22 protein-coding genes are annotated in these 26,226 nt (G+C 72.1%); 5 read left to right on the top strand and 17 right to left on the bottom strand.

The genetic code is table 11. The features are described from left to right. Positions 1-38: 38 nt before the first annotated feature. The 4 genes from truB to EXE57_RS18935 all read right to left on the bottom strand — a co-directional run bounded on the left by truB (position 39) and on the right by EXE57_RS18935 (position 4,681). Positions 39-902, bottom strand: coding sequence for a tRNA pseudouridine(55) synthase TruB (truB, locus tag EXE57_RS18950; RefSeq protein ID WP_135080256.1), 864 nt, complete (start codon positions 900-902; stop codon positions 39-41). Then, positions 902-1,366, bottom strand: coding sequence for a 30S ribosome-binding factor RbfA (gene rbfA / locus EXE57_RS18945; RefSeq protein WP_135080254.1), 465 nt, complete (start codon positions 1,364-1,366; stop codon positions 902-904). Before rbfA ends, truB begins: the two co-directional genes overlap by 1 nt. Before the next feature lie 88 nt (positions 1,367-1,454). After that, the gene (gene infB, locus EXE57_RS18940; protein ID WP_135080252.1) at positions 1,455-4,253 is read right to left on the bottom strand and encodes a translation initiation factor IF-2; all 2,799 of its coding nucleotides are present in this window, start codon (positions 4,251-4,253) and stop codon (positions 1,455-1,457) included. Between the two features lie 131 nt (positions 4,254-4,384). Further along, on the bottom strand, positions 4,385-4,681 hold the full coding sequence (locus tag EXE57_RS18935) for a YlxR family protein (RefSeq protein WP_135080250.1): 297 nt from the start codon (positions 4,679-4,681) through the stop codon (positions 4,385-4,387). A gap of 93 nt (positions 4,682-4,774) precedes the next feature. Here EXE57_RS18935 and EXE57_RS18930 point away from each other — a divergent pair, with 93 nt between their 5' ends. After that, positions 4,775-5,542, top strand: coding sequence for a glycoside hydrolase family 16 protein (locus EXE57_RS18930; RefSeq protein WP_244246905.1), 768 nt, complete (start codon positions 4,775-4,777; stop codon positions 5,540-5,542). A gap of 25 nt (positions 5,543-5,567) precedes the next feature. Here the strand turns inward: EXE57_RS18930 and nusA are convergent, their stop codons facing one another. Next, the gene (gene nusA, locus EXE57_RS18925) at positions 5,568-6,551 is read right to left on the bottom strand and encodes a transcription termination factor NusA (protein ID WP_135080248.1); all 984 of its coding nucleotides are present in this window, start codon (positions 6,549-6,551) and stop codon (positions 5,568-5,570) included. Next, complete coding sequence (rimP, locus tag EXE57_RS18920; RefSeq protein WP_135080246.1) at positions 6,551-7,036, bottom strand: ribosome maturation factor RimP; 486 nt, start codon at positions 7,034-7,036, stop codon at positions 6,551-6,553. The genes nusA and rimP overlap by 1 nt, the downstream gene beginning before the upstream one ends. Positions 7,037-7,122: 86 nt before the next feature. On the opposite strand from rimP, the gene EXE57_RS18915 reads away from it, so the two are divergent. After that, the gene (locus tag EXE57_RS18915) at positions 7,123-7,632 is read left to right on the top strand and encodes a Smr/MutS family protein (protein WP_135080244.1); all 510 of its coding nucleotides are present in this window, start codon (positions 7,123-7,125) and stop codon (positions 7,630-7,632) included. Continuing rightward, positions 7,629-8,063, top strand: coding sequence for a DUF4439 domain-containing protein (locus tag EXE57_RS18910; RefSeq protein WP_135080242.1), 435 nt, complete (start codon positions 7,629-7,631; stop codon positions 8,061-8,063). The genes EXE57_RS18915 and EXE57_RS18910 overlap by 4 nt, the downstream gene beginning before the upstream one ends. 209 nt (positions 8,064-8,272) lie before the next feature. Here the strand turns inward: EXE57_RS18910 and EXE57_RS18905 are convergent, their stop codons facing one another. From EXE57_RS18905 to EXE57_RS18890, 4 genes are all read right to left on the bottom strand, one after another. Continuing rightward, a complete protein-coding gene (locus EXE57_RS18905) occupies positions 8,273-9,205 on the bottom strand; it encodes a zinc metalloprotease (protein WP_135080240.1) in 933 nt (310 codons plus the stop codon). A gap of 134 nt (positions 9,206-9,339) precedes the next feature. After that, the gene (locus EXE57_RS18900) at positions 9,340-10,059 is read right to left on the bottom strand and encodes an HAD family hydrolase (RefSeq protein ID WP_135080238.1); all 720 of its coding nucleotides are present in this window, start codon (positions 10,057-10,059) and stop codon (positions 9,340-9,342) included. Beyond that, positions 10,052-11,821, bottom strand: a complete 1,770-nt coding sequence (locus EXE57_RS18895) for a proline--tRNA ligase (protein WP_135080236.1) — start codon at positions 11,819-11,821, stop codon at positions 10,052-10,054. Before EXE57_RS18895 ends, EXE57_RS18900 begins: the two co-directional genes overlap by 8 nt. A gap of 50 nt (positions 11,822-11,871) precedes the next feature. Beyond that, positions 11,872-12,717, bottom strand: a complete 846-nt coding sequence (locus EXE57_RS18890) for a GNAT family N-acetyltransferase (RefSeq protein ID WP_135080234.1) — start codon at positions 12,715-12,717, stop codon at positions 11,872-11,874. A gap of 83 nt (positions 12,718-12,800) precedes the next feature. Here EXE57_RS18890 and EXE57_RS18885 point away from each other — a divergent pair, with 83 nt between their 5' ends. Beyond that, a complete protein-coding gene (locus EXE57_RS18885; protein WP_135080232.1) occupies positions 12,801-14,972 on the top strand; it encodes an alpha-galactosidase in 2,172 nt (723 codons plus the stop codon). A gap of 145 nt (positions 14,973-15,117) precedes the next feature. Here the strand turns inward: EXE57_RS18885 and ispG are convergent, their stop codons facing one another. The 7 genes from ispG to EXE57_RS18850 form a co-directional block, all read right to left on the bottom strand. Continuing rightward, entirely contained in the window at positions 15,118-16,269 is a 1,152-nt protein-coding gene (gene ispG / locus EXE57_RS18880; protein ID WP_135080230.1) for a flavodoxin-dependent (E)-4-hydroxy-3-methylbut-2-enyl-diphosphate synthase, read from the bottom strand. A gap of 42 nt (positions 16,270-16,311) precedes the next feature. After that, the gene (locus EXE57_RS18875; RefSeq protein ID WP_135080228.1) at positions 16,312-17,679 is read right to left on the bottom strand and encodes a M50 family metallopeptidase; all 1,368 of its coding nucleotides are present in this window, start codon (positions 17,677-17,679) and stop codon (positions 16,312-16,314) included. After that, positions 17,676-18,770: a 1-deoxy-D-xylulose-5-phosphate reductoisomerase gene (locus EXE57_RS18870; RefSeq protein ID WP_244246904.1), complete on the bottom strand. Its 1,095-nt coding sequence runs from the start codon at positions 18,768-18,770 to the stop codon at positions 17,676-17,678. Before EXE57_RS18870 ends, EXE57_RS18875 begins: the two co-directional genes overlap by 4 nt. A gap of 61 nt (positions 18,771-18,831) precedes the next feature. Next, complete coding sequence (locus EXE57_RS18865) at positions 18,832-19,914, bottom strand: aminotransferase class III-fold pyridoxal phosphate-dependent enzyme (protein ID WP_425271692.1); 1,083 nt, start codon at positions 19,912-19,914, stop codon at positions 18,832-18,834. A gap of 250 nt (positions 19,915-20,164) precedes the next feature. Then, a complete protein-coding gene (locus EXE57_RS18860) occupies positions 20,165-21,397 on the bottom strand; it encodes a saccharopine dehydrogenase family protein (protein WP_135080226.1) in 1,233 nt (410 codons plus the stop codon). A gap of 114 nt (positions 21,398-21,511) precedes the next feature. Beyond that, positions 21,512-22,945: a gamma-aminobutyraldehyde dehydrogenase gene (locus EXE57_RS18855; protein WP_135080224.1), complete on the bottom strand. Its 1,434-nt coding sequence runs from the start codon at positions 22,943-22,945 to the stop codon at positions 21,512-21,514. Between the two features lie 145 nt (positions 22,946-23,090). Then, complete coding sequence (locus EXE57_RS18850) at positions 23,091-24,719, bottom strand: amidohydrolase (protein ID WP_135080222.1); 1,629 nt, start codon at positions 24,717-24,719, stop codon at positions 23,091-23,093. 113 nt (positions 24,720-24,832) lie between these two features. Between EXE57_RS18850 and EXE57_RS18845 the strand changes: the two genes are divergently transcribed. Continuing rightward, the gene (locus EXE57_RS18845; protein ID WP_135080220.1) at positions 24,833-26,197 is read left to right on the top strand and encodes an aspartate aminotransferase family protein; all 1,365 of its coding nucleotides are present in this window, start codon (positions 24,833-24,835) and stop codon (positions 26,195-26,197) included. The last annotated feature ends 29 nt before the right edge of the window (positions 26,198-26,226 follow it).

Here is a 26,226-nt window from a genome sequence, read left to right as displayed (position 1 = left end):
GTAGCGTGCCACAGGCACCTCGCCGGCCCGGGCACCCGTCAGCCGGTGAAGACGGCCACGGCCCGGGCCACGTCGCCGGCCCGCTCGTAGAGCGCGAGGAAGTCACCGCCCGGCGCGAACACCGCGACCGGGCCGTCGGAGGGCAGCGCGAGGGCGAGCTTGCGGCCGAAACGGACGTCGGCCGCCTGCTGCTCGTCGAGCTCGAGCGTCGGGAAGGCCGCGCGGGCGGCGTCGCCGATGGGCAGCACCGCGAAGTGCTCCTCGAGCTGCTCGAGGGTCCGGGCGCCGTCGAGGTCGAAGGGGCCCACGGCCGTGCGCCGGAGCGAGGTGAGGTGTCCGCCGACCCCGAGCAGCGAGCCGGCGTCACGGGCGATGGAGCGGATGTAGGTGCCGCTCGAGCAGCGCACCGAGACGTCGACCTCGTCGCCGCGGACGGTGTGGACGACGAGCTCGTGGACCGTCACCCGGCGTGGGGCGAGCGCGACGTCCTCACCGTCGCGGACACGCTGGTAGGCGCGCTTGCCGTCGACCTTGATGGCCGACACCGAGGACGGCACCTGGTCGATCTCGCCGACGAAGGTCGCGAACGCCGCGCGGACGGCCTGCTCCTCCAACCCCGCGGTCGACCTGGTCTCGAGGACCTCCCCCTCGGCGTCGTCGGTGGTGGTGGTGACTCCGAGCCGGACGGTGGCGTCGTACGCCTTCTCGGTCAGCATCAGGTGGCCGAGCAGGCGGGTGGCGCGATCGACGCCCAGCACGAGCACCCCGGTCGCCATCGGGTCGAGCGTGCCGGCGTGGCCGACCTTGCGGGTCCCGGCCAGACGGCGGACCCGCGCGACCACCCCGTGCGAGGTGAGGCCGCCGGGCTTGTCGACGACGACCAGCCCCGGCTCGACCAACATCAGTCCCCGGTGTCCGTCGCGTCCTCGTCCGACTCCTCGTCGGCGACCCGGGGCTTCTTGTAGGGGTCGGGCTCGCCGGCGTACGTCTCCACCCGCGCAGCCGCGACCGCCTCGTCCTGGGCGCGCGCCTTGGCCAGCACCTCGTCGAGGTGGCGGGCGTTCTCGGGGAGCGCGTCCTGGACGAAGGCCAGGCTGGGCGCGTGGCGCATGCCGAGCTGCTTGGCGACCTCGGAACGGAGCAGGCCCTTGGCCGACTCCAGCGCCGCCGCCGTGCTCGTCAGGTCGGTCTCCTCACCGAGGACGGTGTAGAAGACGGTCGCCTGCTGGGTGTCGCCGGTGACGCGGACGTCGGTCACCGTCACGAAGCCGAGCCGCGGGTCCTTGATCCGTCGCTCGAGCATCTCGGCGACGATGACCTGGATGCGGTCGGCGATCTTGCGGACCCGGGGGTTGGTGCTGCTCATCTGTCTCTCCGTTGAGTTGGGCTTCCGCAACCCTTGAGTTGGGCTTCCGCACCACGAGTGCGGTTGCGGAAGCCCAACTCGACGGGCATCAGTCGCGCGGGATCTCGCGCATCTCGAACGCCTCGACGACGTCGTCGATCTTGATGTCCTGGTAGTTCCGGAGCACCAGACCGCACTCGAAGCCCTCGCGGACCTCGGCCACGTCGTCCTTCTCACGCCGCAGCGAGGAGAGGTCGAGGCTGTCCTGGACGACCGCACCGTCGCGCAGCAGGCGGACCTTGGCGTTGCGCCGGATCACGCCGCTGGTGACCATGCAGCCCGCGATGTTGCCGGCCCGGGACGAGCGGAAGATCTCGCGGATCTGCGCCTGGCCCAGGACCTGCTCCTCGTACTCGGGCTTGAGCATGCCCTTGAGCGCGGCCTCGATCTCCTCGATCGCCTGGTAGATCACGGTGTAGTACCGGATCTCCACGCCTTCCTTGTCGGCCATCTCGGTCGCCTTGCCCTGCGGGCGGACGTTGAACCCGATGATGATCGCGTCGGAGGCGGCGGCGAGGTCGACGTTGGTCTCGGTGATCGCACCGACGCCGCGGTCGATGACCCGCAGGTTGACCTCGTCGCCGACGTCGATCTTGGCCAGCGCGTCCTCGAGCGCCTCGACCGAGCCGGACACGTCGCCCTTCAGGATCAGGTTGAGCTCCTGGCTCTCGCCCTTCTCCATCGAGGCCATGAAGTCCTCGAGCGTACGACGCACGCGACGCTTGGCCTGCATGGCCGCCCGCTCGCGGGCCTCGCGCTTCTCGGCGATCTGCCGCGCCATCCGGTCGTCGTCGACCACGATGAAGTTCTGCCCGGCACCCGGCGCTGCGTTGAGGCCCAGCACCATCGCGGGACGCGACGGGTCGGCCTCCTCGATGTTCTCGCCGTGCTCGTCGAGCATCGCCCGGACCCGGCCGTAGGCGGGACCGGCGACCAGCGAGTCACCCACGCGCAGCGTGCCGCGCTGGACGAGCACCGTCGCCACCGGACCGCGACCGCGGTCGAGGTGCGCCTCGACCACGAGGCCCTGGGCGTCCTGCGTCGGGTTGGCCCGCAGGTCGAGCGAGGCGTCGGCCGTGAGGACGATCGCCTCGAGCAGGCCCTCGAGGTTGAGCTCGGACTTGGCCGAGACGTCGACGAACATGGTGTCGCCGCCGTACTCCTCGGGCACCAGGCCGTACTCGGTCAGCTGGCCGCGCACCTTGGTCGGGTCGGCCTCGGGGAGGTCGATCTTGTTGACCGCGACCACGATCGGCACGTTGGCCGCCTTGGCGTGGTTGAGCGCCTCGACCGTCTGCGGCATGACGCCGTCGTTGGCCGCGACCACCAGCACCGCGATGTCGGTCGCCTGGGCACCACGGGCACGCATGGCGGTGAACGCCTCGTGACCCGGGGTGTCGATGAAGGTGATGCGACGCTCGTTCTCGTCGACCTCGGTCGTGACCTGGTAAGCGCCGATGTGCTGGGTGATGCCACCGGCCTCGTCGGCCACGACGTTCGCCTTGCGGAGCGCGTCCAGCAGCTTGGTCTTTCCGTGGTCGACGTGACCCATGACCGTGACGACCGGCGGCCGGATGGCGAGGTCGTCCTCGTCGCCGACGTCCTCGCCGAACTCGAGGTCGAAGGACTCGAGCAGCTCGCGGTCCTCGTCCTCCGGCGAGACGATCTGGACGACGTAGTTGAGCTCCTCACCGAGCAGCTCGAACGTCTCGTCGTTCACCGACTCGGTGGCGGTGACCATCTCGCCGAGAGAGAACAGCATCTGCACCAGGGCCGCCGCGTCGACGTTGATCTTCTCGGCGAAGTCGGTCAGCGAGGAGCCACGCGCCAGGCGCACGGTCTCGCCGTCGCCCTTGCGGACGCGCACGCCACCGATCGTCGGGGCCTGCATCGCCTCGAACTCCTGGCGACGCGCCCGCTTGGACTTGCGGCCACGGCGCGAGGGGCCACCGGGACGCCCGAAGGCACCCTGGGTCTGGCCACGGCCGCCGGGACGGCCACGTCCCGGAGGGCCACCGAAACCGGGGCGTCCGGGGGCACCGGCACCGGCGCCGGGAGCGCCACCGCGGCCACCGCCGGGTGCGCCGCGACCGGGAGCACCACCACGGCCACCGCCGGGTCCGCCGCGACCGGGCGCGGGACGCGCGCCGGGACCGCTGCCGAACGCAGCCGGGGACTTGGGCATCATCGCCGGGTTGGGGCGAGGCATGCCGGGACGGCCACGCTCGCCGCCACCCTGGGCGGGCGGACGCGGCGGACGCTGGTCGTCACCGGTGCCGCGCTCAGGCGAGGACGGGCGACGGCCCATGCCCTGGCTGGACGCGAACGGGTTGTTGCCCGGACGGGGCGTACCGCCGGGACGACCGACCGGGCGCGGGCTCGGCGGCTTGGGGCCGGGGCGTGGCGCGGCCGGCTTGGGCGAGGACCCCTCGGCGGCGGGAGCCTCGGGCTCCGCCGGCGGCTCCTCCTCGGCCACGGGCTCCGGGGCGGCCTTCTTGGCAGCACCCGGCGGCCGCGGCGTCGCACGCGGGGCGGACTCCTCGGCCGGAGCCGGGGCAGCCTGCTCCTCGGCAGGCGCGGGGGCGACCTCGGCCTCGGGCTCGGCGGCCTTCGGCTTCGGCTTGGGCTTGGGGGCGGACGGCTTCGCAGCCGGCGCCTCGGCGGGGGTCGCGGGGGCGGCGTTCTTCAACGACTCGCCGTACTCCTTGCGGAAACGCATCTCCGCGGGGAGCTCGACGGTCGAGCTCGCCGACTTGACGAACTCCCCCATCTCCTTGAACTTCTCGAGAACGAACTTGCTCTCGACTCCGAACTCCTTGGCGAGTTCGTGGACTCGGGTCTTGGCCACGTTTCTCCTTCTGGCCCGAGACCCTCATCCAGAGGTGACTCTCAGACCGTTGGTGGTGCCTGGTCGAACTGGCTCATCGCGAAGTACTCATCGAGTGCTCATGAGCTGCTGCTCCAGTCTCTGTCGGTCGGTCACATGTCTGCGCTGGCGAGGAACTCCCCCACCGGTGCGCCGGCCAGCCCCTCCCGCGCCCTGAGGGCCCGGGAGAATGCTCGCCTGCGCACCGCGAGGTCGTAGCACGCGGACGTGGGGTGCAGGTGTGCACCTCGGCCCGGTGCCGTGCCGTCCGGATCGGGTACGGCGGCCGGTCGACCGTCGTCGCCCGTGCCGATGACGACACGCAACAACTCGCGCTTCGGGGCCTTCTCCCGACATCCGATGCAGGTCCGGACCGGAGTCCGGGCAGGGTTGTCGGAGAGGTTGGCCACCGTCGTCAACCTTAGCCGGTCCTGCCACCGAATATCGAACCGGGCGCCGCGCACCCCTGCCGGAGCAGGCGCCGCCGGCGCTAGCGTGCCGCCGTGAGCGACGTCGGCCCCGTGGTGCACCGGTTCGACGGCCCCACCCTGGACACCGCCGTCTGGCACCCGCACTACCTGCCCGCATGGTCCTCGCGCGAGGCCACGCGGGCCAGCTACCGCCTCGAGGGAGGGGTCCTCATCCTGAAGGTCCCCCGCGAGCACCCGGTGTGGTGCCCGGGCGACCACGAGCCGCCCCTGCGCGTCTCGGGCCTGCAGTCGGGCAGCTGGTCGGGTCCGGTCGGCAGCACCCGCGGCCAGCAGCGCTTCCGCGAGGGCCAGCTGGTGCAGGAGGAGCAGCCGCGGTTCGAGGGGTGGCTGCCCACCGGCGGCCGGGTGGCGGTCCGGGCCCGGATGTCGCTGTCGCAGCGCTCCATGGCAGCGCTGTGGATGAGCGGCTTCGAGGACGACCCCGACCAGCTCAGGTGCGGCGAGATCTGCGTGTTCGAGGTGTTCGGCAACGCCCTCGTCCGCGAGCCGCCGTCCGCGGAGGTCGGGATCGGGATCAAGGCGTTCCGCGACCCCGCCCTCGCCCAGGACTTTGCAGCGCCCCGGGTCGGGATCGACGTCACCGCCTTCCACACCTACGCGGTCGAGTACGACGAGCAGGAGGCGGTGTTCAGCGTCGACGGCGCCGTGCTGCGTCGCTGCCCTCGTCCGCCGACGTACCCGGTCCAGCTGATGCTGGCGGTCTTCGACTTCCCGGAGTGGTCAACCGGGGACGACGACCACCTCGTCCCCGAGCTTGTCGTCGAGTCCGTCACCGGCTGAACCGTGGTCGAGACCCTGCGCCGCGTCAGGCGTCGGTGGGCTTCGGCTCCTCGTCGGAGCGGATGTCGATCCTCCAGCCGGTCAGGCGGGCGGCGAGCCGGGCGTTCTGGCCCTCCTTGCCGATCGCCAGCGACAGCTGGAAGTCCGGGACGACCACCCGGGCCGAGCGCTCGGCCTCGGAGACGATCTCGACCGAGGTCACCCTGGCCGGCGACAGCGCGTGGGCCACCAGCTCGGCGGCGTCCTCGGACCAGTCGACGATGTCGATCTTCTCGCCGTGGAGCTCCGACATCACGTTGCGCACCCGCTGGCCCATCGGACCGATGCAGGCACCCTTGGCGTTGACGCCCGGCACCGTCGAGTGCACCGCGATCTTGGTGCGGTGGCCGGCCTCACGGGCGATCGCCGCGATCTCCACCGAGCCGTCGGCGATCTCGGGCACCTCGAGCGCGAAGAGCTTCTTCACCAGGTTCGGGTGGGTCCGCGACAGGGTGATCTGCGGGCCGCGCATACCCTTGCGGACCGAGACGACGATGCACTTGATCCGGGTGCCGTGGGAGTACGTCTCACCGGGGACCCGCTCGCCCAGGGGCAGCAGCGCCTCCAGCCGCCCGAGGTCGACCATCACGTCGTCGGGGTTGCGACCCTGCTGGATCACCCCGGAGATGATGTCGCCCTCCTTGCCGGAGAACTCACCGAACTTGATGTCGTCCTCGGCGTCGCGCAGCCGCTGCAGCATGATCTGCTTCGCCGTCGTCGCGGCGATCCGGCCGAAGCCCTGGGGCGTGTCGTCGTGCTCGCCGATCTTCTCGCCGTCGTCGTCGAGCTCGGCGGCCCACACGGTCACGTGCCCGGACTTGCGGTCCAGCTCCACCCGCGCCTGCTCCTCGGCGCCGGGAGTCTTGTGGTAGGCCGTCAGCAGGGCCTGCTCGATCGCCTCCACGAGCACGTCGAAGGAGATCTCCTTCTCCCGCTCGAGCATCCGCAGGATGGTCAGGTCGATGTCCATCAGGCCTCCTGGCTGTCGGGTCGGTTGAACTCGATCTGGACGAGCGCCTTGGCGACGTCGGCATAGTCGACCTCACGGGTCGCGCCGCTCACGTCGAGCCGTGCGGTGTCCTCGTCGCACGCCACGATCCGGCCGGTGAGCACCTCGCCGCCGGTCGTGGTGACCTTGACCAGGCGCTGCTCGTTGCGCCGCCAGTGGCGGGGCAGGGTCAGCGGGCGGTCGACGCCGCGCGAGGTGACCTCGAGCGTGAAGGGGTGCTCCCCCATGACGTCGGACTCGTCGAGGACCCGCGAGACCTCGCGGTCCGCGTCGACGAGGTCGTCGTGCGTGACACCGCCGTCCTTGTCGACCGCGACGCGGAGCAGCCGCCGCTTGGCGACGGGCGTGATCTCGACGGCCTCGACGTCGAGACCGAGGGCACTCAGGGGTCCGGCGAGCTCCGCCTCGATGCGGTCACGGACGGCGTCCTGTCTGGCGCTGCTCACGTGCGGCGACCTCCTGTGCAGTTGGAAGTGACCCACGATAGCGGCTGCCCCGGGCACCACCACACCCCGGCGATAGGGTCGGCGGCGTGACCCGGCCCCTCCCCTCGCGCACGTCCCGTCGCGGCGCCCTCGGCGGCATGCTCGTGGGGCTGACGGCGACCGGCTGCGACCTCGGTCCGGTCCGCGAGGAGCCCGCTCCCACACCCGGGACGACCGCCGAGCCGGAGCCCGCGCCCGACCCGGACGCCGCGCTCGTCGACGCCGTGGTCGCCGACCTCAGGAGCGCCCTCGCCCTGGTGACGGGCGCCGGCCGAGGGCGCGGGGCGCTCCGGGCCGAGCTCGCGCCGTGGCTGCGGATGCACGACGCACACCTCGTCGCCCTGGAGGCTCCCTCCGCGCGCGTCCGTGCCGCGCAGGTGCGGGGCAGCGCGGCCGAGGCCCGCTCGCGCGTACGCCGTGAGGAGACCGCCCTGCAGCGGCGGCTCGCCACGGGCGCGGCGTCCGCACGCAGCGGTGCGCTGGCCTCGCTCCTCGCCACCATGTCGGCCGCCGTCGCCCAGCAGCTCGCGGCGACCTCGCCCGGGGAGGCCGGATGAGCCCGGTGACGGCCCTGCAGCGGGCGCTCGCGGCGGAGCACGCCGCGCTGCACGTCTACGGCGCGCTCGGCGCGCGGACCTCCGCGTCGGCGACCCCGACGCTCTTCGCAGACCTGACCGCGGGCTACACGCTGCACCGCTCGCGCCGCGACCAGCTGACGGCGCTGGTGCGTGACGAGGGCGCCGATCCCGCCGCGGCCGCGGCGACCTACGAGCTGCCGGAGCCGCTGGACACCCCGGACCAGGTCACCCGGGCGGCCCTCGCCGTGGAGCAGTCGTGCACGGAGACGTACGCGTGGCTGGTTGGCCAGACGAGCGGGGCCTCGCGGCGCTGGGCGATCGCAGCCCTGACGAACTCAGCGGTCCGCGAGCTCACCTACCGGGGAAGTCCCGAGATCTTCCCCGGCGCTGGTGAGTTCGCGGACCGCTGATCGGCCGGACACATCGGCTCGGAGCCCTTCGCGCCACGGTGGGGGACGGCGCGAGCCCCTCGTGCAAGAGTTTGCAACACCGCAGGTCGGAGCACGACCGGATCGCCTCCTCACGTTTGCGCATTGCATTTTTCTGCAACCGTCGGGACGCGCAGGACGGGCCCACGCCGACGCCGCGGGCCCGTCCTCACGGGTGCCGGGTGAGCGGGTCAGCCCCGGTACGCCGCCCACATCTGGTCCATCCGAGCGTCCTGCCCGGGGGTGAACTGGGTGTAGCAGGTGTCGTAGCTGTAGTCCATGTAGTTGTGGATCGGGTCGAGGCCCGGGAGCGAGCAGGAGTCGCGCCCCTCGGGGCACCCGTCGGTCGGGCTGCTCTGCGCGGGAGTGTCCGCGACCTCGTCGTTCAGCTCGGTGCAGCCGCCCTGGAAGGTGTGGTAGAGCCCCAACCAGTGGCCGGCCTCGTGGGTCGCGGTCTCGCCGAGGTCGTAGTTCTCGATGGCCCCGCCCGGCAGGGTCGCGTAGTGGACACGGATCCCGTCGACGCCCGGGCTCTTCGCGTAGTCCCACGGGAAGGTGGCGATGCCGAGGTACTTGAAGTCGACGAGCCACATGTTGAGGGCGTTGGCGCCACCCTGACGAGTCGCCTTGCGGTACTTCGAGGACGCGCCGTCCCGGTGCCAGGTGTCGTTGTAGAACCGGTCGACCCCCGCCAGCCTGAAGGTGTAGCCGGTCTCGGCGGCCGCACCGGACTCCTCGCCCGCGTAGGTGGTGTTGAGGACGGCGACCTGCTCGGCGATCGCCGCGTCGGTCACGTCGCCGGAACCGTCCTTGGCCGCCATCACGTGGACGTAGACCGGGATCGAGGTCCCGGCTGCGGGCCTGCCTCGGCTCACCTGCCGGTCGAGGATGCGGGAGGTGCGCTCACGGATCTGGCGCTGCTCCGTGGGGGTGACCGGACGGGTGTCGTTGCCGTAGCCGCCGCGGGCAGCCGACGATGCCTCGTGGGCGTCGACCTCGACGCAGACGGGCTCGCCGGCGACGACTGCCGCGCTGGCAGCCGGGGCCGTGAGGCCGACCAGTGCCAGCCCGGCGACCATCGCGCTGGCGGCCGTGCGCCGCAGTCCGGTGGTGGTGGTGCGCATGGGGGTGTTCCTCTCCGTCGGGCCGCCTGCCGAGGGGCGGCTGTGCCGAGGCCGGGCACCCGGCCAGTCCCCGAGCCTGCCTCACCAACCATTGGTTGGCGACCCCCTCAAGGGGTGGAGATGAGTCCGGTCGGTCAGGCCCAGCGCCGGACGATCCCCGGGATCTCGGCGAGTCTGTGGGCGACCGCGTCGGGTTCGCCCTCGGTGTGGCCGACCTGGTTGGCAGGGATCGTCGAGTGCGGGACGTGGACGGTGCGCATGCCGGCGTTGCCGGCTCCCCAGACGTCGTCGAAGAGCCGGTCACCGACGTAGACGCAGCGCTCGGGATCGCTGACGCCGACCGCCGCCATCGCCGCTCCGAACGCCTTCGGGGAGGGCTTGGTCCAGGGGATCTCGCTCGTGTAGACGTCGCCGTCCACCAGGTCGAGGACGCCGTCGCGGCGGAAGAACTCCTCGTGCCAGGCGCGCGGCCAGATGGTGTTGGAGAGCACCCCGACCCGCAGGCCCATCGCCTTGAGCTCGCGCCACATCGGCCCGACCTCGGGGTCGGTCGCGGTGTGGGGCTCCCAGAAGTCGTGGTAGGCGTGCAGCAGCTCGGGGTCGTGCTCGAGGCCGGCCTCGTCGAAGAGGTCGGCGATCGTCGAGCTCTGCTGGTGGTCGCGGCTGCGCCCCCAGATCACGTCGCCCGCGGCGTGGAGCCGCGCCGCCCACGCGTGGTGGTCGTCGTCGGGCGTGGGCGTGCGGGCCACGGCGTCCGCCAGCGCGAGGGACTCGGCGTGGAAGTCGACGTCGTGCCAGCGGGTGAGGGTGCCGCCCCAGTCGAAGACGACGGCCTCGAGCCCGCGTTCAGCCACGGACGGCCCCCACCAGGTGGTCGACGGCGTCGGCGACCGGGACGTCGGTCCGCTCCCCCGTGCGCCGGTCCCGGACCTCGACCACGCCGTCGGCGAGGCCGCGGCCCACGGTGAGGATGGTCGGGACGCCGATGAGCTCCGCGTCCTTGAACTTCACCCCGGGGCTCACCTTGCCGGTCCGGTCGTCGTAGAGCACGTCGAGGCCCTGCGCCGAGAGCTGCTCGACGATCCGGGCCGCGGTGTCGAAGACCTCGCCGTCCTTGCCGGCCGCCACGACGTGGACGTCGGCGGGGGTGATCTCGCGCGGCCAGCACAGGCCGAGCTCGTCGTGGGTGCCCTCAGCGATCGCGGCCACCGCACGGGTGACGCCGATGCCGTAGGAGCCCATCGTGACCGTGACCAGCTTGCCGTTCTCGTCGAGCACCTTGAGGTCGAGCGCCTCGGCGAACCAGCGGCCGAGCTGGAAGATGTGGCCCATCTCGATGCCGCGCGCGGACTCGAGGGTGCCCTCGGCGCAGTTCGGGCAGGCGTCGCCGTCGCGCACGTCGGCCGCCTCGATGGTGCCGTCGGGCGTGAAGTCACGACCCACGACCAGGTCGAGCACGTGGCTGCCGGACACGTTGGCGCCGGTCACCCAGCGGGTGCCCTCGGAGACACGGGGGTCGACGACGTACCGGATCCTCGACGCCGACGCCTCCCCCAGCACCTCGGGGCCGATGTAGCCCTTGACGAGTGCCTCGTGCTTGCCGAGCTCGGTCTCGTCCATCGACTCGACCTCGATCGGCTCGAGCTGGCCCTCGAGGCGCTTCGGGTCCACCTCGCGGTCGCCGGGCACCCCGATGGCGAGCGGCTCGCGGGTGCCGTCGGGATGCTTGAGGACGACGAGGACGTTCTTGAGCGTGTCGCCGGCCGCCCAGGGGCGGTCCTCGCGCGGGAACTTCTCGTTGAGGTGGTCGACCAGGGTCTCGATGGTCGGGGTGTCGGGCGTCTGCTCGGCGTGCGCGGCCGGCGCGTCGTCGTACGCCACGGGCGCCGGCGCGCGGACGGCGACGGCCTCGACGTTCGCGGCGTAGTCGCAGTGGGTGCAGCGGACGTAGGTGTCCTCGCCGACCTCGGCCTTGGCCAGGAACTCCTCGGACTTCGAGCCGCCCATCGCGCCGCTGGTCGCCTTGACGATGGCGTAGTCGAAGCCGAGCCGGTCGAAGGTCTTGATGTACGCCGCGCGGTGGGCGGCGTACGACCGGTCGAGGCCCTCGTCTGAGGTGTCGAAGGAGTAGGAGTCCTTCATGATGAACTCGCGGCCGCGCAGCACGCCGGCGCGGGGACGCGCCTCGTCGCGGTACTTCGTCTGGATCTGGTAGAGCCAGACCGGCAGGTCCTTGTAGGAGGAGTACATGTCCTTCACCGCGAGGGTGAACATCTCCTCGTGGGTGGGCCCGAGCAGGTAGTCGCCGCCCTTGCGGTCCTGGAGGCGGAAGATGCCGTTGCCGTACGTCGTCCAGCGGTTGCTGGCCTCGTAGGGCTCGCGCGGGAGCAGCGCAGGGAACGAGAGCTCCTGGGCCCCGATCGCGTCCATCTCCTCGCGGATGATGCCCTCGACGTTGCGCAGGACCCGCAGTCCCAGCGGCAGCCAGGAGTAGATGCCCGGCGCGGCCCGACGGATGTAGCCGGCCCGGACGAGCAGCCGGTGGCTCGGCACCTCGGCGTCGTTCGGGTCGTCCCGGAGCGTGCGCACGAAGAGGCTGGACATCCGCAAGATCATGCGCGCAGGCTACTTGTCGCCCGGCGGGCGCCGCGAACCAGTTCCTCGGCTCAGAACATGATGGTCGCGAAGGTGGCCGTGCGCGCGAAACCCACCCGCTCGTAGACCCGCCGGGCGGCGTGGTTGAAGTCGTTCACGTAGAGCGAGACCACCGGGGCCACGTCGCTGCGGACGGCCTCCACCACCGCAGCCATCCCGGCGGCGCCCAGCCCCTCACCGCGGCGCGAGGGCGACACCCAGACGCCCTGCACCTGGGCGGCGTACGGCGTGACGGAGGCGACCTCGGCCTTGAACACGACCTCGCCGTCCTCGACCCGGGCGAAGGACCAGCCCCGCGAGACGAGCTGGTGGACGCGGGTGCGGTAGAGGTCGGCGCCGCCCCCGGCCTCGGGCGAGACCCCGACCTCCTCGGTGTACATGGCGACGCAGGCCGGGTAGAGCACGTCGAGGTCGGCCAGGGTGGTCCGCCGCACGAGGGGGTCGGGCGCGACCTGCGGCGCGTGCCCGATCTCGAGGTGGGGCTGGTCCCACCGCTGCTCGCGCGCCGGCCCCCACGACTCGGCCACCGTCTCCCACAGCGGGCGGACGGCGTCCTGAGGGCCGACGATCGTGGTGACCGTGCGCCCGCGGGCGAGCGCACGCTCCGCGAACACCCTGGCGTCGTCGGGGCTCGCCTGGACGGGGACGAGGTTGGCGCCCACGTGGCAGGCGGCGCAGAGCTCCCCGTCGACGAAGCGTCCCCAGACCTCTCCCCCGAGCCAGCGCGGCTCCAGGTTGGTGGTGCGGGCGCGGTAGGAGGCGAAGACGTTCACGACCGGGTCGACCGACGCGAGCCGCTGGAACGCGTCGAGGTCGGACGCGCCCAGGACGCGAACGCCGTGACGGGTCGTGAGCACAGCCGGAGCCTACGGGGCCCGGCCGTCCGGAGACAGGGACGCGTGGCAGCCCGACCGACCGACGGATCACTAGGCTCGCCGCCATGGTCCAGGACTGCACCGTCCACCTGCACGCCGCCGGCTGCTCGGTGGTGCTCGACGTCGCCGGCGGACGCCTCCCCGTGGTCGTCCACTGGGGGGCCGAGCTCGCCGGGATGACCGCGGCGAGCACCCGCGCGCTCGTCGACACCTCGCTCGGCCACGTCGGTCCCAACACCGTCGACGTGCCGTGGCGGGTCTCGCTCCTGCCGGAGCAGCACACCGGCTGGACCGGCCGGCCCGGGCTCCGGGGCTCCCGGGGCGGTCGTGGGTGGTCGACGAGGCTCACCGTCGGCGCGCTGACCCTCGACGGCGACCCGGTGACCAGCGACCACGTCGACAGCGGACCGGCGACGCTCCGGGTGGAGGCCGAGGACGCCGAGGCCGCGCTCGCCGTCGTCCTCGAGCTCGAGCTGCTCCCGACCGGGCTGCTCCGCGCCCGGGCAGAGGTGACCAACCACGGGCCGACGTACGGGCTGGAGGACGTGGTGCTGGCGCTGCCGGTGCCGTCCCAGGCGACCGAGCTGCTCGACATGGCGGGCCGGTGGGGCATGGAGCGGCTGGCGCAGTCGCGCGCCTTCACGACCGGCACCCACCTGCGGGAGGGACGCCGCGGCCGCACCGGCGCCGACGCCGCCACGCTGCTGCACGCCCACGAGCCCGGCACCGACTTCGAGCGGGGCGAGGCCTGGGCGGTCCACACGGCGTGGAGCGGCAACCACACCCACTACGCCGAGCGGCTCTTCACCGGCGACCAGGTGCTCGGCGGCGGGGAGCTGCTGCTGCCGGGCGAGGTGGTCCTCGAGCAGGGCGACTCCTACCGCTCCCCCTGGCTCTTCGGGTCGTACGGCGTGGGCCTGGACGCCGTCGCCCGCCGGTTCCACCGCCACCTGCGCAGCCGCGACCGGCACCCCGACAGCACGCGGCCGGTCACGCTGAACGTGTGGGAGGCGGTCTACTTCGACCACGACCTCGCGCGGCTGCTGCCGCTGGCCGAGCGGGCCGCGGAGGTCGGCATCGAGCGCTTCGTGCTCGACGACGGCTGGTTCGGGAGCCGGCGCGACGACCACAGCGGGCTGGGCGACTGGGACGTCTCCCCCGACGTGTGGCCCGACGGTCTGCACCCCCTCGTCGACGCGGTGCGGGGGCACGGCATGGAGTTCGGGCTCTGGGTCGAGCCCGAGATGGTCAACCCGGACTCCGAGCTCGCCCGCGCGCACCCCGAGTGGATCATGGCCGCGCGGGCGGAGTGGCCGGTCGAGTCACGCTTCCAGCAGGTGCTGGACCTCGCGATCCCCGAGGCCTACGACCACGTGCTCGGCAAGCTGCTCGCCGTGCTCGACGAGTACGACGTCGCGTACCTCAAGTGGGACCACAACCGCGACCTCGTCGAGGCCGGCAACCAGCTCGACGGCGGCCGGCCCGCGGTCCGCGGGCAGACGCTGGCGCTCTACCGGATGCTCGACACGATCCGGGAGCGCCACCCCGACCTCGAGATCGAGTCGTGCTCCTCCGGGGGTGCGCGGGTCGACCTCGGCATCCTCGAGCACACCGACCGGGTGTGGGTCTCGGACTGCATCGACCCGCTGGAGCGGCAACGGATGCTGCGCTGGACCGGCCAGCTGCTGCCTCCCGAGATGATGGGCTCCCACATCGCCAGCCCCCGGTCCCACACGACCGGGCGACGTCACGACCTGTCGTTCCGGGCGGCCACCGCCCTGTTCGGGCACCTCGGGGTGGAGTGGGACCTCACCACCGCCTCGCAGGCCGAGCTCGACGAGCTGGCGGCGTGGATCGCGGCGTACCGGCAGCACCGTGGCCTGCTGCTCGGCGGCGACGTCGTGCGCGGACCGGACCCCGTCGAGGGGCTGTGGGTGCACGGCGTGGTCGACGCGGCACGCGACGAGGCCCTCTTCGCGCTGGCCACCCTCTCGTGGACGCCGACGATGCCGGCACCCCGGGTACGCCTGCGCGGCCTCGACCCGGCGCGGACCTACCGGGTGCGGCCGCTGCTGGTCGGGACGCCCCCCTCCGGGCTGGTCCCGCCCGCCTGGTGGGCGGGGTCCGACACGCCCGAGACGGTGATGAGCGGCTCGGCCCTCGCCGCCGCCGGGCTGCAGCCGCCGAGCCTGGATCCCGAGCAGGCGCTGTTGCTGCACGTGGTGGCGGTGGGGTGAGGGCCCGTCGCGCTCTCCCCGGCCGGCCGGGGAAGCCCGGGGTTCGTGCCGTAGGCATCCGTGACCAACCCCGAGACCCGCTCGCGAACCTCGCCGGGCGAGGCGGCGGCGTACGCCGCACCTGACCGACCGGCGCGAGGACCTGTCAGGAGACCGAGACGCTCGCCTGCGAGCCCTCGACGGCCTCCATGTCCTCGGCGATCCGCATCGCCTCCTCGATCAGCGTCTCCACGATCTTGGACTCGGGCACGGTCTTGATGACCTCGCCCTTGACGAAGATCTGGCCCTTGCCGTTGCCCGAGGCGACGCCGAGGTCGGCCTCGCGGGCCTCGCCCGGGCCGTTGACGACGCAGCCCATCACGGCGACGCGCAGCGGCACCTCGAGGCCGTCGAGGCCGGCGGTGACCTCGTCGGCGAGCTTGTAGACGTCGACCTGGGCCCGCCCGCACGAGGGGCAGGAGACGATCTCGAGCCGGCGCGGCTTGAGGTTGAGGCTCTCGAGGATCTGGATCCCGACCTTGACCTCCTCGACCGGCGGCGCGGAGAGGCTGACCCGGATCGTGTCGCCGATCCCCTGGCTGAGCAGGTGGCCGAAGGCGACCGCGGACTTGATGGTGCCCTGGAAGGCCGGTCCGGCCTCGGTGACGCCGAGGTGGAGCGGCCAGTCGCCGCGCTCGGCGAGCATCTCGTACGCCCGCACCATCACCACGGGGTCGTTGTGCTTCACCGAGATCTTGAAGTCGTGGAAGTCGTGCTCCTCGAACAGGCTCGCCTCCCAGACGGCGCTCTCGACGAGCGCCTCGGGGGTGGCCTTGCCGTACTTCTCCATCAGTCGCTTGTCGAGGCTGCCGGCGTTGACGCCGATCCGGATCGAGGTGCCGCGGTCCTTGGCAGCGGCCGCGATCTCCTTGACCTGGTCGTCGAACTTGCGGATGTTGCCGGGGTTGACCCGGACCGCGGCGCAGCCGGCGTCGATCGCGGCGTAGACGTACTTCGGCTGGAAGTGGATGTCGGCGATGACCGGGATCTGGCTCTTCTGCGCGATCGCCGGGAGCGCCTCGGCGTCGTCCTGGCTGGGGCAGGCGACGCGGACGATGTCGCAGCCCGACGCCGTCAGCTCGGCGATCTGCTGGAGCGTGGCGTTGACGTCGGAGGTGAGCGTCGTGGTCATCGACTGGACCGAGACCGGGTGGTCGCTGCCGACCCCGACCTTGCCGACCTTGATCTGGCGGGTGGGGCGACGGGGGGCGAGCACGGGCGGAGGGGCCTCGGGCATGCCCAGGTTGATCTCGGTCATGACGCCAAGGCTACTGGCCGGGGGCCGGCGGCCCCGAACCGATCAGAGCTCGAGGTCGATCGGGGCGACGATGTCGCCGACGATCAGCACCAGGCCCAGGACGAGCAGCACCGAGGCCATCACGTACGCGACGGGCAACAGCTTGGCCACGTCGACGTAGCCCGGGTCCGGGCGACCGGTGACCCGGGCCACGCCCCGGCGTACGGCCTCGTAGAGCGCACCGGCGATGTGGCCGCCGTCGAGCGGCAGCAGCGGGACGAAGTTGAACATCCCGATGAAGAAGTTGAAGGCCGCGATCAGCATCAGCAGGCTGATCGTCTTCTCCAGCAGCGGGAACCGGTCACTGGCCGCGGTCTCGCCGGCGATCCGGCCGCCCCCGACGATGCTGACGGGGCCGTTGGGGTCGCGCTCCTCGACGCCGGCGATCGCCTGTGCGACGTCCCAGACCTTCAGCGGCAGCGTGCCGAGGGCCTGCACCGTCTGGACGGTCATGTCGCCCATCTGGTCGAGGGTGTAGATCGGCCCGCCGGTCGCGAGCTCGGCCGCGGGCACGATCCCCAGGAAGCCGACCTGCGTCAGGGTGGCGTCGGTGGCGCTCGTCGGACGCAGCTGCACGGTGGTGTCGGCCTCGAGCGTCACCAGCTCGCCGTCGCGCTCCACGACGATCTCGGCCTCGCCGTCCGCGTTGGCCCGGATCACGCTCTGCAGCTGCTCCCAGCCGGTGATCTCGGTGCCGTTCCACGAGACGAACCGGTCGCCCTCCTGCAGGCCGGCCTCCACCGCGGGGGTGGGGTCCTCGCGGAGCTCGCGGGCGGTGCACTCGCGGCCGTCCTCGGCCACGGGGACGATGCACCGGGAGACCTCGCCGACCTCCGGCGTGATCCGGACGTCACCGGCGTTGCCGTAGAACGCGAAGATCGGGGCGAAGATCGCGAAGGCGATGAGCAGGTTCACCGTCGGCCCGCCGGCCATCACGATGACCTTCTTCCACCAGGCCATCTTGTAGAACAGCCGGTCCTCGTCGCCGGCCTTGACGTGCTCCCACTCCGCGGCGCGGGCGTCGGAGATCAGCTGGGTGAAGAGGCCGGTGTTGGACTTGCGGATCCGGACGACCCGGTTGCCGTCCTCGTCGTAGACCGGGTGGGCGCGGTCCTCGTCGAGCTCCTCACCTCCGGGCGGGAGCATGCCGACGATCTTGACGTAGCCGCCGAGCGGGATCGCCTTGATGCCGTACTCGGTCTCCCCGACCTGCTTGCTCCACACCGTCGGGCCGAAGCCGACGAACCACTGGGTGACCTTCCCGCCGAACTTCTTGGCGGGGATCATGTGGCCGAACTCGTGCAGCCCGATCGACGCCAGGATGGCGACCACGAAGATCACCACGCCGAGCAGGTAGTAGAGGGCGGTCATGCGGTTCCTTCGATGCGGGACTGGGCAGCGGCGCGGGCCCACGCGTCGGCGGCGAGGACGTCGTCGACGGTGAGCTGCTCCTCCGAGGGTACGTCGTGGGCGGCCAGCACCGCGGCAACTGTGGGGACGATCTCCACGAACGGCAGCCGGCCGCGCCGGAAGGCGTCCACGCACGCCTCGTTCGCGGCGTTGTAGACGGCCGGCGCGGTGCTCCCGGTGGAGCCGGCGTCGCGGGCCAGGGCGACGGCCGGGAACGCGTCGTCGTCGAGCGGGTGGAACTCCCAGGTCTCCTGCCGGGTCCAGTCGACCGGCGGGGCGGCGTCGGGCACGCGGTCGGGCCAGGCCAGGCCCAGGGCGATCGGGATCAGCATGGTCGGCGGGCTCGCCTGCACCAGCGTCGAGCCGTCGACGAACTCCACCATCGAGTGGACGACGCTGGTGGGGTGGACCACGACCTCGATCCGGTCGAAGGGGATCCCGAAGAGCAGGTGGGCCTCGATGACCTCGAGGCCCTTGTTGACGAGGGTCGCGGAGTTGATGGTGACGACCGGCCCCATGTCCCAGGTGGGGTGGGCCAGCGCCTCGTCGACGGTCACCTCGGCGAGCTGGTCGCGGGTGCGGCCGCGGAACGGCCCGCCGCTCGCGGTGAGCACGAGCCGGCGTACCTCCTCCGGGGTGCCGCCGCGCAGGCACTGGGCGAGCGCCGAGTGCTCGCTGTCGACCGGGACGATCTGGCCGGGCGCAGCCCGGTCCAGGACGACCGGACCACCGATGATCAGGCTCTCCTTGTTGGCGAGCGCCAGCGTGTTGCCGGCGTCGAGCGCCGCCAGCGTCGGACGCAGTCCGACCGCCCCGGTGATGCCGTTGAGGACGACGTCGCAGTCCATCGCCGCCGCCTCGACGCTGGCGGACTCGCCGAGACCGGCGTACGCCGGCGCGAGCTCGGCCACCTGCCGGTCGAACAGGTCCTGCTGCGAGCCGCCGGCCGTCAGGCCGACCACCCGGAACCGGTCGGGGTTGGCGCGCACGAGGTCCAGGGCCTGGGTCCCGATGGAGCCGGTCGAGCCCAGGACCACCACGTCTCGTCGCACCCGACAAGTCTCTCAGGGCGGCCGGCGGTCGGGCCGGTCGCCCCGCGGGGTCGAGGCGTGGTCAGGCAGTGGCCGCGAACGCCTCCGCCACCACGTCGAAGCCCTCGTCGAGCAGGTGGTCGGGGATCGAGAGCGGTGGCAGGAACCGGAAGACGTTGGCCCAGGTGCCGCAGGTGAGGGTGACCACGCCCTGCTGGTGGCAGTAGGCGGCCACGGCAGCCGTTCGAGCCGGGTCGGGGTCGGTCGTCCCGGGCGCGGTGAGCTCGATCGCCATCATCGCGCCGCGGCCGCGGACGTCACCGATCACCGGGTGCTCGGCGCGGAGCGCCTCCAGCCGTGCCGTCATCGTCGCCCCGATCTCGCGGGCGCGAGCGGTCAGGTCGTGGCGACGCATCTCCTCGATGGCGCCGAGTGCCGCCGCACAGGCGACCGGGTTGCCGCCGTAGGTACCACCCAGACCGCCCACGTGCACGCTGTCCATCAGCTCGGCGCGGCCGGTGACCCCGGCGAGGGGGAAGCCGCCCGCGATGCCCTTCGCGGTGGTCACCAGGTCGGGCACGACACCCTCGTGGTCGCTGGCGAACCAGTCGCCGGTCCGGCAGAAGCCCGACTGGATCTCGTCGGCCACCAGCAGCACGCCCCGGTCGCGGCACCACTCGGCCAGCGCCGGCAGGAAGCCCTGCGCCGGGACGACGAAGCCCCCCTCGCCCAGGATCGGCTCGATCACCAGGCAGGCGAGGTTGTCGGCGCCGACCTGCTTGTCGAGGACGTCGACGGCCCGGGCGGCCGCCTCGGCGCCCCAGAGCCCGTCCCGGAAGGGGTAGGACATCGGTGCCCGGTAGACCTCGCCGGCGAAGGGCCCGAAGCCGTGCTTGTAGGGCATGTTCTTGGCGGTCATCGCCATCGTCAGGTTGGTACGCCCGTGGTAGGCGTGGTCGAAGACGCCCACGGCGTCGCGACCGGTGGCGGTGCGGGCGATCTTGACGGCGTTCTCGACCGCCTCCGCGCCGGAGTTGAAGAGCGCCGACTTCTTGGCGTGGTCGCCCGGGGTCAGCTCCGCGAGCTCCGCGCACACGTCGACGTACGCGTCGTAGGGCGTGACCATGAAGCAGGTGTGGGTGAAGGCGTCGACCTGCGCGTGCACCCTCGAGACGACCTCGGGGCGGCGTTGCCGACCGTCGTCACCGCGATGCCGGACCCGAGGTCGATGAGCGAGTTGCCGTCGACGTCGACGAGCACGCCGCCGCCCGCGGCAGTCACGAAGACGGGCAGCACCGTGCCGACGCCGTCGGCGACGTGGGCCTTCTTGCGGTCCAGCCTGGCCTGCGACTGCGGGCCGGGGACCGCCGTCACCAACCGGCGCTCCTGCGGCAGCCCGGGACCGCCCTGCCCGGTCACGACGCCACCTCCTGGAAGCCCCACGGCGAGCCGTACTCGGTCAGCAGGTCGAGGAACGGCACCGCGTCGAAGGCCTCCGGCCCCAGCACCCCGCTGCCCGACCAGGTCCCGCGGGCGAGGAGCTCCAGCGCGACCACCGGGTTGATCGCGGTCTGCCAGACCACGCACTGGTGGCCGTACTCCTGCATCGTCCACTCGTTGTCGACCACGTGGTAGAGGTAGGTCGACCGGGGCTCGCCGTCCTTCCCCGTCCCGGTGACCCACAGGCCGGCGCAGGTCTTCCCCTTCATCCGCGGCCCCACGGTCGCGGGGTCCGGGAGCACGGCGGCGACCACGTCGCGCGGGCTGACCTCCACCCCCTTGACCCGGACCTTGTCGGTGCGGTCGAGGCCGAGCGTGTGCAGCACCTTGAGGATGTTGATGAACTCGTCGCCGAGGCCGTACTTGAACGTGGCGCGCTTGCAGTCGATCCAGCGCGGCATCAGGAGCACCTCCTCGTGCTCCACGTTGACGCACTCGACGGGGCCGATCCCCTCGGGGAAGTCGAAGACCTCGGGCTCGCTGAACGGCGGCGTGGTGAACCAGCCCCCGTCGACCTCGGCGCGCGCCTTCTCGTAGATCACCGGCGGGTTGAGGCACTCCTCGATGGTGGTCCACATCGAGAACGACGGCGCGAAGATCTCGTTGCCGTCGTCGTCGGTCACCACGAGGTTGGCTCCGTCGCGGGTGCCGAGCTCGTCGATGTCGGAGAACAGGTGGTCGGCCGCGTAGCGCGCGAACACGTCGGACAGGCCCGGCTCGACGCCCATCCCGACCAGCGCCAGCCGACCCGCCTGCTCCCACTGCCCGGCCTGGGCGAACTGCTCGTCGCCGAGCTTGACCCCCGCCCTCGCGTACGGGGCGTCGGGGTGCGGCCGGCTGAGCGACATCGCCATGTCGACGTAGTCGGCCCCGGCGGCCAGCGCGCCCTCGAAGACCGGCATGTTGAAGACCGGGTCGACCGCGTTCATCACGTGGGTGATGCCGTGCTCGCGGCACAGCGCCTCGACCGAGGCCTGCGAGGAGGCGTCGACCTGCGCTGCCGTGAACCGGTCGTCGGCGACCGCAGCCTTCTCGGCCCTCACCGGGTCGTAGTCGGCGATGACGATCGCCTCGAAGAAGTCGCGCCGGGCAGCGATGGCGGCGAACGCACCGCCGACACCGCCGGCTCCGATCAGAAGGATCTTCATCGTGTCTCCTTGGACGTCGTCACGCGTGGTGCAGGGCAGGGTGGAGGAGCGGACGCGGCCCGGGGTCGGCCGTCGAGGGACGGCCACGCCGCCGGGCGCCGCGCGTCACGACGCCTACTCGCCGATGTAGCTCATGACGTGCTTGATGCGCGTGTAGTCCTCGAGGCCGTACATCGACAGGTCCTTGCCGTAGCCGGAGTCCTTGAAGCCGCCGTGCGGCATCTCCGCCACGATCGGGATGTGGGTGTTGATCCACACCGCACCGAAGTCGAGGTGCTTGGCCATCCGCATCGCGCGGCCGTGGTCGCGGGTCCAGACGCTCGAGGCCAGGCCGTACTTCACCCCGTTGGCCCAGCGCAGCGCCTCGCCCTCGTCGGAGAACTTCTGGACGGTGATCACCGGACCGAAGATCTCGTCCTGGACCTGCTCGTCGTCCTGCTGGAGGCCCGAGAGGACCGTGGCCTCGTAGAAGTAGCCGGCGTCGCCCTGGCGGGAGCCGCCGGCGACCACCTGCGCGTGGTCGGGCAGCCGGTCGACCATGCCGCTGACGCGGGCGAGCTGGTCGGCGTTGTTGAGGGGACCGAAGAGGATGTCCTCGTCGTCCGGCATGCCCGTCCTGGAGTTGCGGGCCTGCTCGGCGAGCGCGGCCACGAAGTCGTCGTGGACACCGGGTCCGGCGAGCACCCGGGTCGCCGCGGTGCAGTCCTGGCCGGCGTTGAAGTAGCCGGCCCCGGCGATGCCCTCCGCCGCAGCCTCCACGTCGGCGTCGTCGAAGACGATGACGGGCGCCTTGCCGCCGAGCTCGAGGTGGACCCGCTTGAGCTGCGCGGCCGCCGAGGCGGCGACCTGCATGCCGGCCCGGACCGAGCCGGTGATCGCGACCAGCTGCGGGGTCGGGTGCTCGACGAGCGTACGGCCGGTGTCGCGGTCACCGGTGACGACGTTGAAGACGCCCGGGGGCAGGAACTCCTGGGCCATCTCGGCGAAGAGCGTGGTCGACGCGGGCGTGGTGTCGGAGGGCTTGAGGACGATCGTGTTGCCGGCGGCGAGGGCCGGGGCGATCTTCCAGACCATCATCATCAGCGGGTAGTTCCAGGGCGTCACCTGGCCCACGACCCCGATCGGCTCGCGGCGGACGAACGACGTGTGGTCCTTGAGGTACTCGCCTCCGGACTTGCCCTCCAGCACCCGGGCGGCACCGGCGAAGAACCGGATCTGGTCGATGGCGGGCGGCAGCTCCTCGTCGACCGTGAAGCCGATCGGCTTGCCGGTGTCACGCGACTCGACGTCGACGAACTCCCGGGCGCGCTCCTCGAGCGCGTCGGCGATCTTCAGCAGTGCGCGCTGCCGCTCAGCCGGCGTGGTCTGGCCCCAGGTCTCGAACGCGGTCGCCGCCGCGGCGTACGCGCGGTCGACGTCCTCCGCGCCGCTCTTCTGCGCCTGGCCGTAGACGCCACCCGTGGTGGGGTCGATGACGTCGTAGGTCTCGCCCGAGGCCGAGTCGACCAGTGCGCCGTTGATGATGTTGCGGAACGTCGTGTCTGCCATGGCGTGAACCCTAACCACGGAACTACGGAATCGGTAGGGGCTGCCGGGTCCATCTGGCGGAATCCGTTGTTTCTTCACCGGACGCGGCGGGTCTGCGCAGCCGCGCCGCTCGTGCCGATCACCGCCACGGGATCCCGGCCACCCCTCACGACGACACGTGGACGGGCCGGCCGTCGACCCAGGTCGACCGCACCCGGGCGGCACCGATCTCCTCGGCCGGACCGGCGAACGGGTCCCGGTCGAGCACCACGAGGTCGGCCACGGCGCCCGGCCGGAGCACGCCCGCGTCGTCGCGGTGGTTGAGCCACGCGCTGCCCGAGGTGTACGCCGCGAACGCGGTCGTCAGGTCGACCGCCTGCTCCGGGAGGAACGGCTCCGTGCCCGCACGGCCCGGGTCGTCGTACGTCGTCCTGGTGACGGCGGTGTGGATGGCGGCCAACGGGTCGGGGCTGGTCACCGGCCAGTCGCTCCCCATCGCCAGCCGTCCGCCTGCGCGGTGGATCGCGCCGAAGGGGTACTGCCAGCGGCCACGCTCCTCCCCCAGGAAGGGCAGGGTGAGGTCGACCATCTGGTCGTCGAAGCACGCCCACAGCGCCTGCGCATTGGCGACCACCCCCAGCGCGGCGAACCGTGCCACGTCGTCGGGCCGGACCACCTGCAGGTGGGCGAGGTGGTGGCGCAGCGCGGCCCGCTGCTCGGCGGGGACGGCGGCGAAGGCGTCGAGCGTCTCCCGCACGCCCCGGTCCCCGATGGCGTGGACGTGCACCTGGAAGCCCTCCGCCGAGAGCGCCACCGCCGCCTCGCGCAGCACCTGCGCGTCCACGAACGAGAACCCGGCGCCCTCGGTCGGGTGGCCGCACCGGTCGAGGTAGGGCGTCGACACGGCCGCCGTGAAGTTCTCGAGCACCCCGTCCTGCATCACCTTCACCGAGGTCGCCCGGAACCGGCCGTGCGTGAGCTCCTCCCGCCTCGTCACGAGGTCGGCGACCTGCTCGAGCCCACGCTCGCGCTCCCACCACAGGGCGCCGACGACCCACCCGGTGAGGTCGCCGCGCTCCGCCGCGAGGCGGTACGTCGGTCCCGGGTCGTCCATGCCCGCGTAGGCGCCGACGATCGCGTCCTGCCAGCCGGTGACCCCCAGCTCGTGGAGGTGCTGCTGCCCGGCCAGCAGCGCCTCGTAGTACTCGGCGTCGGTCGTCGGCGGCACCAGCCTGCTGACCAGCTCCATCGCGGCCTCGTGGAGCGTGCCGGTCGGGGTGCCGTCGGCGTCGCGCTCGATCCGCCCGTGGGCCGGGTCGGGGGTGCGGGCGTCGATGCCGGCCAGCTCCAGCGCCCGGCTGTTGACCCACGCCCCGTGGTGGTCGCGGTTGGGGAGGAAGACCGGCCGGTCGGGCACGACCGCGTCGAGGTCGGCGGCAGTCGGGGTGCCGCCCGGGAAGAGCGCCATCGCCCAGCCCCCGCCCAGGACCCACGGCAGGTCCGGCTGCGCGGCGGCGTACGACGCCACCGCCGCGAGGCACTCCGCCCGGGAGACGGCGGCCGACAGGTCGCAGCGCACCCGCTCGAGGCCGCCCTGGACGGTGTGGACGTGCGCGTCGACGAACCCGGGCGTCACCAGCCCGCCCGCGACGTCGACCACCTCGGCGCCGCGCGCCGCCGCCGGGTCGACCTCACCCACCGCCTCGACCCGCCCGTCGACGACCAGGACCGCACCGGGGCCGCGGTGGGTGGTGCCGTCGAAGACCTGGCCACCGGCGAGGAGCACGCGCGTCATGGCCGCTTCCTACCAGTGGTCGCACGGACATTCCACTACTGATTCCGCAACTCTGGACCAGATCAGCAACGATTTCGCTTGCGAGCGCCCCTGTTGACCCGCATGATGGGCGCATGCCGCACGACTACGACCAGCTCCAGCAGTCCGCCCGGGACCACCTGTGGATGCACTTCGCCCGCCACTCTCCCCAGCAGGAGGTGCCGATCATCGTCCGTGGCGAGGGCGCCTACATCTGGGACGCCAAGGGCAAGCGCTACCTCGACGCCCTCGCGGGGCTGTTCGTGAGCCAGCTCGGGCACGGGCGCACCGAGCTCGCCGACGCGGCCGCGGCCCAGGCCAGGGAGCTGGCGTTCATGCCGCTCTGGTCCTACACCCACCCGTCGGCGATCGAGCTCGCCGACAAGGTGGCGTCGTACGCCCCCGGTGACCTCAACCGGGTCTTCTTCACGACCGGCGGCGGCGAGGCCGTCGAGACCGCGTGGAAGCTCGCCAAGAACTACTACAAGCTCGTCGGCAAGCCGATGAAGCACAAGGTGATCAGCCGCGCCATCGCCTACCACGGCACCACCCAGGGTGCGCTCTCGATCACGGGCCTGCCCCTGCTCAAGCAGCAGTTCGAGCCGCTGGTGCCCTCGACCTTCCGGGTGCCCAACACCAACTTCTACCGCGCACCGGAGCGCTCCGACGACCTCGAGGCGTTCGGTCGGTGGGCCGCGGACCAGATCGCCGTCGCGATCGAGAACGAGGGCCCCGACACGGTCGCCGCGGTCTTCCTCGAGCCCGTCCAGAACGCCGGCGGCTGCTTCCCCCCGCCGCCCGGCTACTTCCAGCGGGTCCGCGAGATCTGCGACGAGTACGACGTGCTGCTGGTCTCCGACGAGGTGATCTGCGCCTTCGGCCGGCTCGGCCACATGTTCGGCGCCGAGCGGTTCGGCTACCAGCCCGACATGATCACCTGCGCCAAGGGGATCACCTCCGGCTACGCGCCCCTGGGGGCGATGATCGCCAGCGACCGGCTGATGGAGCCGTTCCTGCAGCCCGGCGCGATGTTCGCCCACGGCTACACCTTCGGCGGCCACCCGGTCTCGACCGCGGTCGGGCTGAAGAACCTCCAGATCTTCGAGGAGGAGCAGGTCCTCGAGCACGTCCGCCACAACGAGGGGGCCTTCCGCGCGACCCTCGAGCGGCTCAAGGACCTGCCGATCGTCGGCGACGTGCGCGGCGAGGGCTACTTCTACGGGATCGAGCTGGTCAAGGACCAGGCCACCCGGGAGACCTTCTCCGACGACGAGTGCGAGCGGATCCTCTACGGCTACGTCTCGAAGGCGCTCTACGAGGAGGGCCTCTACTGCCGGGCCGACGACCGGGGCGACCCGGTGGTGCAGCTCGCCCCGCCGCTGATCTGCGACCAGCAGCACTTCGACGAGATCGAGCAGATCCTGCGGGTGGTGCTGGACAAGGCGTACTCACTGTTGTGACCGGGGAGGGGGCGTGCCGGAGTCGGGGG

Source organism: Nocardioides euryhalodurans (assembly GCF_004564375.1).
Taxonomy (GTDB): Bacteria; Actinomycetota; Actinomycetes; order Propionibacteriales; family Nocardioidaceae; genus Nocardioides; species Nocardioides euryhalodurans.
The sequence above is the reverse complement of the archived record's forward strand: the minus strand, read 5'-3'. Positions and strand labels throughout refer to the sequence as shown.

Bases quoted from the DNA above. Each gene is read 5' to 3' on its own strand.
- truB (WP_135080256.1), bottom strand. From the start codon at position 902: ATGTTGGTCGAGCCGGGGCTGGTCGTCGTCGACAAGCCCGGCGGCCTC.
- rbfA (WP_135080254.1), bottom strand. From the start codon at position 1,366: ATGAGCAGCACCAACCCCCGGGTCCGCAAGATCGCCGACCGCATCCAG.
- nusA (WP_135080248.1), bottom strand. From the start codon at position 6,551: ATGGACATCGACCTGACCATCCTGCGGATGCTCGAGCGGGAGAAGGAG.
- EXE57_RS18910 (WP_135080242.1), top strand. From the start codon at position 7,629: ATGAGCCCGGTGACGGCCCTGCAGCGGGCGCTCGCGGCGGAGCACGCC.
- EXE57_RS18905 (WP_135080240.1), bottom strand. From the start codon at position 9,205: ATGCGCACCACCACCACCGGACTGCGGCGCACGGCCGCCAGCGCGATG.
- EXE57_RS18895 (WP_135080236.1), bottom strand. From the start codon at position 11,821: ATGATCTTGCGGATGTCCAGCCTCTTCGTGCGCACGCTCCGGGACGAC.
- EXE57_RS18885 (WP_135080232.1), top strand. From the start codon at position 12,801: ATGGTCCAGGACTGCACCGTCCACCTGCACGCCGCCGGCTGCTCGGTG.
- ispG (WP_135080230.1), bottom strand. From the start codon at position 16,269: ATGACCGAGATCAACCTGGGCATGCCCGAGGCCCCTCCGCCCGTGCTC.
- EXE57_RS18875 (WP_135080228.1), bottom strand. From the start codon at position 17,679: ATGACCGCCCTCTACTACCTGCTCGGCGTGGTGATCTTCGTGGTCGCC.
- EXE57_RS18860 (WP_135080226.1), bottom strand. From the start codon at position 21,397: ATGAAGATCCTTCTGATCGGAGCCGGCGGTGTCGGCGGTGCGTTCGCC.
- EXE57_RS18855 (WP_135080224.1), bottom strand. From the start codon at position 22,945: ATGGCAGACACGACGTTCCGCAACATCATCAACGGCGCACTGGTCGAC.
- EXE57_RS18850 (WP_135080222.1), bottom strand. From the start codon at position 24,719: ATGACGCGCGTGCTCCTCGCCGGTGGCCAGGTCTTCGACGGCACCACC.
- EXE57_RS18845 (WP_135080220.1), top strand. From the start codon at position 24,833: ATGCCGCACGACTACGACCAGCTCCAGCAGTCCGCCCGGGACCACCTG.